This window comes from Kangiella sp. (assembly GCF_014762745.1).
Classification (GTDB): domain Bacteria; phylum Pseudomonadota; class Gammaproteobacteria; order Enterobacterales; family Kangiellaceae; genus Kangiella.
Map to the genome: position 1 here is coordinate 20,582 of NZ_JABURJ010000137.1, position 7,643 is coordinate 28,224.

The 7,643-nt window shown below is 45.2% G+C and carries 8 protein-coding genes; 6 read left to right on the forward strand and 2 right to left on the reverse strand.

All coding sequences use genetic code 11. The features are described 5' to 3' along the window. Window positions 1-46 precede the first annotated feature (46 nt). On the forward strand, window positions 47-1,894 hold the full coding sequence (locus HUJ19_RS12140; protein ID WP_290624468.1) for a DUF885 family protein: 1,848 nt from the start codon (window positions 47-49) through the stop codon (window positions 1,892-1,894). Window positions 1,895-1,974: 80 nt separating this feature from the next. Here the strand turns inward: HUJ19_RS12140 and HUJ19_RS12145 are convergent, their stop codons facing one another. Beyond that, a complete protein-coding gene (locus tag HUJ19_RS12145) occupies window positions 1,975-2,889 on the reverse strand; it encodes a folate-binding protein YgfZ (protein WP_290624470.1) in 915 nt (304 codons plus the stop codon). 107 nt (window positions 2,890-2,996) lie between these two features. On the opposite strand from HUJ19_RS12145, the gene HUJ19_RS12150 reads away from it, so the two are divergent. Together HUJ19_RS12150 and HUJ19_RS12155 are read left to right on the forward strand one after the other, a co-directional pair. Beyond that, complete coding sequence (locus HUJ19_RS12150) at window positions 2,997-3,251, forward strand: succinate dehydrogenase assembly factor 2 (protein ID WP_290624472.1); 255 nt, start codon at window positions 2,997-2,999, stop codon at window positions 3,249-3,251. Window positions 3,252-3,290: 39 nt separating this feature from the next. Continuing rightward, complete coding sequence (locus HUJ19_RS12155; RefSeq protein ID WP_290624473.1) at window positions 3,291-3,794, forward strand: protein YgfX; 504 nt, start codon at window positions 3,291-3,293, stop codon at window positions 3,792-3,794. Here HUJ19_RS12155 and nadB read toward each other — a convergent pair. Beyond that, window positions 3,791-5,392 (reverse strand): L-aspartate oxidase, encoded by a 1,602-nt coding sequence (nadB, locus tag HUJ19_RS12160; protein WP_290624474.1) that lies wholly within the window; start codon window positions 5,390-5,392, stop codon window positions 3,791-3,793. The genes HUJ19_RS12155 and nadB overlap by 4 nt on opposite strands. A 253-nt stretch (window positions 5,393-5,645) precedes the next feature. Between nadB and rpoE the strand changes: the two genes are divergently transcribed. The 3 genes from rpoE to HUJ19_RS12175 form a co-directional block, all read left to right on the forward strand. After that, complete coding sequence (gene rpoE, locus HUJ19_RS12165; RefSeq protein WP_290624476.1) at window positions 5,646-6,236, forward strand: RNA polymerase sigma factor RpoE; 591 nt, start codon at window positions 5,646-5,648, stop codon at window positions 6,234-6,236. A gap of 335 nt (window positions 6,237-6,571) precedes the next feature. After that, window positions 6,572-7,234: an RseA family anti-sigma factor gene (locus HUJ19_RS12170; RefSeq protein WP_290624477.1), complete on the forward strand. Its 663-nt coding sequence runs from the start codon at window positions 6,572-6,574 to the stop codon at window positions 7,232-7,234. Between the two features lie 149 nt (window positions 7,235-7,383). Continuing rightward, window positions 7,384-7,643 (forward strand): SoxR reducing system RseC family protein (locus HUJ19_RS12175; protein ID WP_290624479.1); only part of this gene is annotated, 260 nt, incomplete at its 3' end.

Genomic DNA, 7,643 nt, shown 5'->3' on the forward strand with positions numbered 1-7,643 from the left:
TATAGTGATTTCACTTTAAAAACACTAAAACCAGTGGGAGTATTCAATGAGTCGTTTAAGAATCCACAAAGTAACCGCTTTATCCTTTTCAATCGCCATGGCCGTTTCCAGCGTAACTGCTGTGGCAAGTCCATCCTCTGTTAGCTTCCTAAGTAGCGATGAAGCTGTGGCAGCGCAGCAGCAAACTGAAGCTGAAAAAGCAGCAGCGATCTATGCTGAGCATTGGGAACGTAGCCTTGAAATGAATCCTTTAATGGCTACTTTCATGGGCGACAATCGCTTCAATGATCAGTTAGGAGACTGGGGCACTGAAGAAGGCCTAGCAAAACAGTTAGCTTTCAGTAAAGAATTTTTAGAAAAAATTAACACGGTTGATTCTTCTAAGTTGAAAGGGCAGGACTTACTGAGTTTCAAAATTTTTAAAGGTGAGCGAGAAGCTGAAATTGAAGGCGCTAAATTCCCTGATCATCTACAACCTATCCAGCAGTTTTATAATCCATTTAACTTCATCGCGATGCTAGGTTCAGGCAATAGCGCGCAACCCTTTAAAACGGTAAAAGATTACGAAAACTGGCTGAGTCGTCTTGAGCAGGCTGCGGGTGGTGTTGACGTTATTATTGGCAACATGCGTGAAGGCATGGAGCAGGGCGTTGTTCAGCCAAAAGCTTTGATGGTTAAGGTATTGCCACAGCTTAAAGCGCATATTGTTGATGATGTTGAGACTAGCCTTTTTTATGGCCCAATTAAAAATATGCCCGAGTCATTCTCTGAGGAAGACAGAAAGCGCTTAACTCAGGAGTATGTCAAAGCTATCAAAGGCTGGGTTGTTCCGACCTACCAAAAGATGCATGATTTTATCGAGAAAGAGTATATTCCTGCAGCACGTGAGACTTCTGGCATGGTCGCTCTACCCAACGGTAAAGAATGGTATGCCTTTAAAGTTAAAGAAACGACCAGCACTGATTTAACACCTGAGCAGATTCACCAGATTGGCCTGGATGAAGTGGCGCGTTTACACGATGAGATGAAAGGTGTGATGAAGCAGGTAGGCTTTGAAGGAACTTTAAAAGAATTCTTCGAGTTTACAAAGACCGATCCACAGTTCCAGTTCGATACTAAAGAGGATATGTTGCAGGCCTATGAGAATCTAAGAGGGAAGCTTGATAAAACGGCTCCTGACTTGTTTAAGGTCATTCCAAAAGCTGAGTTTGAGATTCGTGCAGTAGAGGCATATCGTGAACAGTCTTCGTCAGCAGCATCCTATCAGAGTCCATCACCAGATGGTTCACGCCCGGGTATCTTCTACGTTAATACTTACGACTTATCAGCTCGTCCAACCTGGACCGTTGAATCCTTGTACTTACATGAAGCAGTTCCTGGTCATCACTTCCAGCGTTCAACTCAAATTGAGCTAAAAGATGTGCCTAACTTCAGACGCTTTGGTGGTACCACTGCCTACACTGAGGGCTGGGGCTTATATGCAGAGTCGCTGGGTAAGGAAATGGGTGTGTATACCGACCCTTACCAATATTTTGGTGCTTTAAGTGCTGAACTGTGGCGCGCTATTCGTCTGGTCACTGATACCGGTTTGCATGCCAAAGGCTGGAGTCGCGAAGAGGTCCTGGCCTATATGGAAGCCAACTCACCAGCCGCTGAAGCGCGCATGGTTTCGGAAGCTGAGCGTTTCATGGCCATTCCAAGTCAGGCACTAGCCTACAAGATAGGTCAGCTCAAAATCCGCGAGTTACGCACGCTGGCTGAAAAAGAACTTGGCGACAAGTTTGATATTCGCGAGTTCCACCATGAAGTACTAAAAGATGGTGCGATTCCGCTGAATATTCTGGAAGATAAAATCAATCGCTGGATTGAAGAGCAGAAAAAGTCTCAGGCTTAATTCACTTAACCTGAATCAGTAAAGAAGAGCCCTTAATTCGTTAAGGGCTTTTTTCTTTAGTAGGGATTATCTAGAAATATTTAATCCAGTATTTCAAACTCAGCACTATTGATACTGAGCTGGCTTTCTAAAGCTTTATCCGCAAGGCTGATTAAAGCATAGGTTTTGCCATCAAATACTGTTGAGCGAATAACGTCACCAACGGCCTTGTCATCTTCATTATTCACCTTATCCCCGGGTGTTAATGTCGCCGTATCTTTTGAATAGGCGAGCAGGGCGTGGGTTTTGAGCTTGCCGCGGTAATGCATGCGGGCAACAATTTCCTGTCCTGTGTAACATCCTTTATCAAAGCTGACGCCACCAACTTGATGCAGTCCAACAAAATGCGGTAACAACTCTTCAATAGTTTGCTCGTAAACTAAAGGGATATGGGCCTGGATTTCGATATAGTCCCAGGCGTTTACATCAGCCAGTGTTGTGCCTTCTAAAGCCTTGATGATGGCGCTGCCATGTTCTTTTTCAGCAATCATGAAAGAGGCATTGAACAGGCTGTTTAGGTGAACTTCGGTGACGCCATCGGCCTGAGTGACGACCAGACTCATGTCTTCGGCAAAGTTGGTGGTCGCACCTTTTTGAGTGTGGCCCCATATCTGAAAATCGAGACTGGCATCCGTTAGCTCAACTTTGAAAAAGACCGCGTACATCTTAAGTTTATTGAGTAGATGCTCCAGTCCTTCCTTTGGGATTAACAGTAAATAGTCATCATCATATTTGATGGTAAAAAAGATTCCATGCAGGCGTCCCTGAACATTACAGAAACCGCCAAGAGTAGCCTGCTGATTGCTGACTTTTTCCATGTCGCAAGTCAACTGGCCCTGCAGAAACTTTTTTGCTTCTTCGCCACTGACTCGGATAATGCCGTAATGGCCGAGCTCGCAAGCAATATTTTGAAGTTGTGTAATGTGTTGCATTGCGTCTTGATTAGTAAAATTCATAGTTGAATGCTTATTTTGCTTCATAACGGTGATAATTTTACTCTGATTCTTAGCGGTTTTGCACCGTTACCGTTATAATTCCGCGAAACAATTTTAGGTTAGATACAATGACTGAAGAACAGTTAAAGAAATTACATTGGGCCAGTCGCCGAGGCATGTTGGAACTGGATGTGGTGCTGATCCCTTATCTGGAAGAGGAAGTCTGTCAGTTTGATGAGGGCAAAGCTGCGGAATACGCTAAATTTCTGGAGCAGGATGACCCGGATCTCTATGCCTGGATTATGGGCTATGAAACGCCTAAACCTGAATTTGAGGGTTTTGTTGCTGCGATTCGAGAGTTTATTAACAAGAAAATTCAGTAATCGCGGTTTGCTCTAACCTAATCAGAGTCAGGGAGTGACATGAATCTGTTTATCGACATACAGCCTTCAAGAATACTACCTCGAGTGTTTATGGCACTTTGGATCTTGCTAACGACAAGTTTTGTTCTGTTCGTTACTAGCCACTATTCCTTGTCGACCAGCCTGATACTTATACCATTACTGGTAGTTGTCATGGTTCCTTTTGCTTTCTGGCAACTCAGAAGTTTTTATCGACTGAACCGAGGAATAAAACAGCTTCAATTTGTTGATGGCTGTTGGTATCTGGTACTTCAAGATGGCGCTGACACCAGCAAGCTCCCAATTGAGTTGTCCGATAATAACGTGCTTTGGCCCTGGTGGATTCGGTTGAATTATAAACTGGAGCAAGACGATGTAGAGCAACCGCTCATGAATAGATTTACTCCACAGAAAAAACAACTACTCATTTGTCGTGATGCCGTAAGCGAGACAGATTTTCGGCATCTGTCTCGGGTATTACGGTTTTATCGAAAAGAGGATGTCAGTGCTATCAGTCAGGACTAGTTTGACGATGGCTTCAGGTTGGAGTCCACAGCTTTGTCAGCAAGTTCTGGGTAATCTAGCGTATAATGCAGGCCGCGACTTTCTTTGCGTTGCATGGCGCAGCGGACAATAAGCTCGGCGACGACGACCAGGTTTCTCAGCTCGATCAGGTCGTTGCTGACCTTGAAGTTGCTGTAGTATTCGTGGATTTCCTGTTTCAATAACTCGATGCGTCTAAGCGCTCTTTGCAGGCGTTTATCGGTGCGTACAATGCCCACATAGTCCCACATCAATTGACGCAGTTCGTGCCAGTTATGGCTGAGCACTACTTCTTCATCAGAGTCTGTTACCTGGCTTTCATCCCATGGTGGCAACTGAAGGGGAGATTGAGTAGGGTCCCATTGTGCTTCGATGTCATTGGCTGCTGCCTGAGCAAAAACCAGGCATTCCAGCAAGGAGTTACTGGCCATGCGATTGGCGCCATGCAGGCCGGTGCAGGCTACTTCTCCAACAGCATATAAGCCGTCCACGTCGGTGCGGCTATTAAGATCCACCTTGACACCGCCGCAGGTGTAGTGGGCAGCAGGAACTACCGGAATGGCATCTTTAGTAATATCTAATCCAAACTCCAGACAGCGCGAATAAATGGTCGGGAAGTGGCTTTTGATAAAGTCTTCGTCTTTGTGCGAAATATCGAGATAGACGCATTCGATACCATGCTTTTTGATTTCATGATCAATGGTGCGCGCGACAATATCGCGAGGTGCCAGTTCTGCGCGCTCATCATATTCTGGCATGAAGCGCTCGCCATTGGGGCGTAGCAGTACCGCGCCTTCACCACGCAAGGCTTCGCTGATTAGGAAACTGCGCGCCTGCGGATGATAGAGGCAGGTTGGATGGAACTGATTAAATTCGAGGTTAGCCACGCTACAGCCCGCGCGCCAGGCCATGGCAATGCCATCACCGCTGGCTACATCTGGATTTGAAGTATAAAGATAAACTTTGCTGGCGCCACCTGTAGCCAACACTACAAAGCGTGCGCTGATGGTTTCAACGCGATCTTCTTTCAGATTCAGCACATATGCACCATGACAGCGATTATCATCATTACCGAGCTTATTGCCAGTAATCAAATCAACAGCAATATAGTGCTCGAGAATATTGATGTTGGGTTCATTGAGAACGGCTGATACCAGCGTAGTGGAAACCGCTTTACCAGTAGCGTCATCGGAATGGATGATACGGCGTTTACTGTGGCCACCTTCACGAGTCAGGTGGAAGGCTTCATCTTCCTTGCTGAACATGACCCCACGCTCAATCAGCCACTCAATAGCTTCGCGCGAGTGTTCTACGGTAAAGCGAACGGCTTTTTCATCGCACAGGCCGGCGCCAGCTATCAAAGTATCCTCTACATGAGAATCAACGCTGTCGCTTTCATCAAGCACCGCAGCAATGCCGCCCTGGGCATAAAAGGTCGATCCTTCAGTCACTTCAGCCTTGCTCAGCACGGTAATTTTACCTAAATGAGCCAGCCGCAAAGCTACTGACAAACCGGCTGCGCCGCTACCAATAACCAGCACATCGGTGGTGTGCTGAGTAGGATTAGTTGTGTTTTTCATGATATCCATGATAAAAAGTTGGGAACTTTTGTACCCTTAAGCGAGTCTGTGTTTGTCGCTATCTGTTAGAAAGTCACTGGAAACTTTAGTTTTTTCCTAGCAGAATACCGTTTAATATTGGCGGACTTTATCATAACCGCACGACAGCCAGTTAGTTTTTTTGCTGGTTAGCGAAGGGTTGAATGACCCGGATCAATGAATGTTTGCCCTGCAAGCGACTTCGTAAAGAAGATAACAATTAAAAGGGGATTATATGTCTGGGGCTGATTTAGACTCAGAGTTAGTAAAACGTGTTCAGGAAGGCGATAAGCGCGCTTTCGATATGTTGGTCAAAAAATACCAGCATAAAATCATGAATTTAATATCTCGTTATGTCAGAGACAGTCATGAGGTAGCGGATATTTCTCAGGAAGCTTTTATTAAAGCTTACCGAGCCTTGCCGGGTTTTCGTGGTGATAGTGCTTTTTATACCTGGCTATATCGGATTGCGATTAACACCGCGAAAAACTATCTGGTATCTCAGGGGCGCAGACCTCCGGGCAGTGATATCGACTCAGTAGAAGCAGAGCAGTATGAAGGCGGTGATGCCTTGCGCGACACCGGAAGTCCTGAGCGAATCATGTTTCGCGACGAAATCAGGACTATTATTTTTAAGACTATTGATGAATTGCCCGAAGATCTGAAAACGGCCATCACCTTACGGGAAATGGACGGCCTGAGTTACGAAGAGATTGCCGAGGTAATGGATTGTCCGGTAGGTACCGTCAGATCGCGGATTTTCCGGGCACGTGATGCAATTGATCAAAAAATTGCACCACTTTTGGAACAGGGTTGGCGTTCTTAGCAGGATGAGGTTAACAGTAGAAATACAAACTTTTTTACATTTCTGCTGAACTTTTTACACAGGGTCTAGTCAATGTGTATAAGATTTGAGCTAAACAAAGCTTTCTTAATCGTTGCTGAACCAAGACTCAAATCAAAATTTTATTTAAAATCAAGCAATTAGGGTTAATGCTTGATGTCTTGAAGACAGGGTTTGATGCATTTTCGTTAGTTTAAGCATTCCAGCCCAAGTTAATCAGACAATTTGACGCACGGATGGTTAAGTCCCGGGTTATGTCGACTTGGTAGGTTTAAGCGGCATTTTAGGCTTGTGGTTGGAAATAGAGGTTGGATTTAATGTTGGACAAAAATGATTTAGGTAAAGGCGTGGCTGGACGCATAGATAAGCAAGATGTATCCGCGTGTGTGGATAATGAGCTTAATGCTTTTGCATCTGAAAGCAGCTTCGCTATTGAATCTGAAGAAATGCAATTATGGAGCCGATACCATTTAATCGGTCAGGTCATGCGTGATGAAGTCCAACACTTGGATTTAGACATCTCCGCTCGTATTAATGAACAGATTGCCAATGAACCAGCCCATTCAGCAAGCCCTGAGCAGCCAAAGTCTAACGTCATCCATTTCCCGACCAAGCCATTCAAACAGATCGCAGGCTATGCCATGGCGGCCTCAGTTGCTTTAGTGGTATTGTTTAATGTAGGTAATCAGGCTTCCGTTGATGCTACTGCATCACCCGTTGCTACTGTAGCCAGTATCGACACCCCTGCAACATCGGTTGATCCTGCTACTTTAAGCAGAGTAGAGCGCCAGGAATTACAGACTATCCATGATATGTTCTTGAAGCATGAGTCACTATCACAATCGAGCCTGTTGCCAAGTGTTCAGGTGGTCAGTAACCAGAAAGTGATTCCAGTGAGTGTGCCTATGATGGCCGAGCAATCTGAAACACAGCAACCAACACCTCTGAAAGTTGAACAGGAACAGGCTGAAAGTCAGTAAAGTTCTAACTTAGTCTCCAACCTATTTCCAACAAAGCCGAAGTATCACTTCGGCTTTGTTGTTTCTAAATGAATGCATTGCTAAAAGCTCACTGCTTTTCCAGTTAAATTCCAGTAAAATGCTTAACAAAGTCTGAAGACTGATTCCTTATGATAGAAACCAATATGTTGACCGAAATTGGCCGCGTGGTGGCTAAAGAGAATGACACCGTCTGGGTGCAAACACAGAGTAAAACCGGCTGTTCCAGCTGCCAGGTGAATACGGTGTGTGGCAGCGGTATTGTCAGCAAGGCGTTTTCGCATAAGGTGTTCGTTACCCCCTTGAAAAATTACATCAATGCCAATATAGATGATGAAGTAGAAGTTGGAATTCCGGACAACCTGGTGGTTCGAGCTTCTTTTATGGTGTA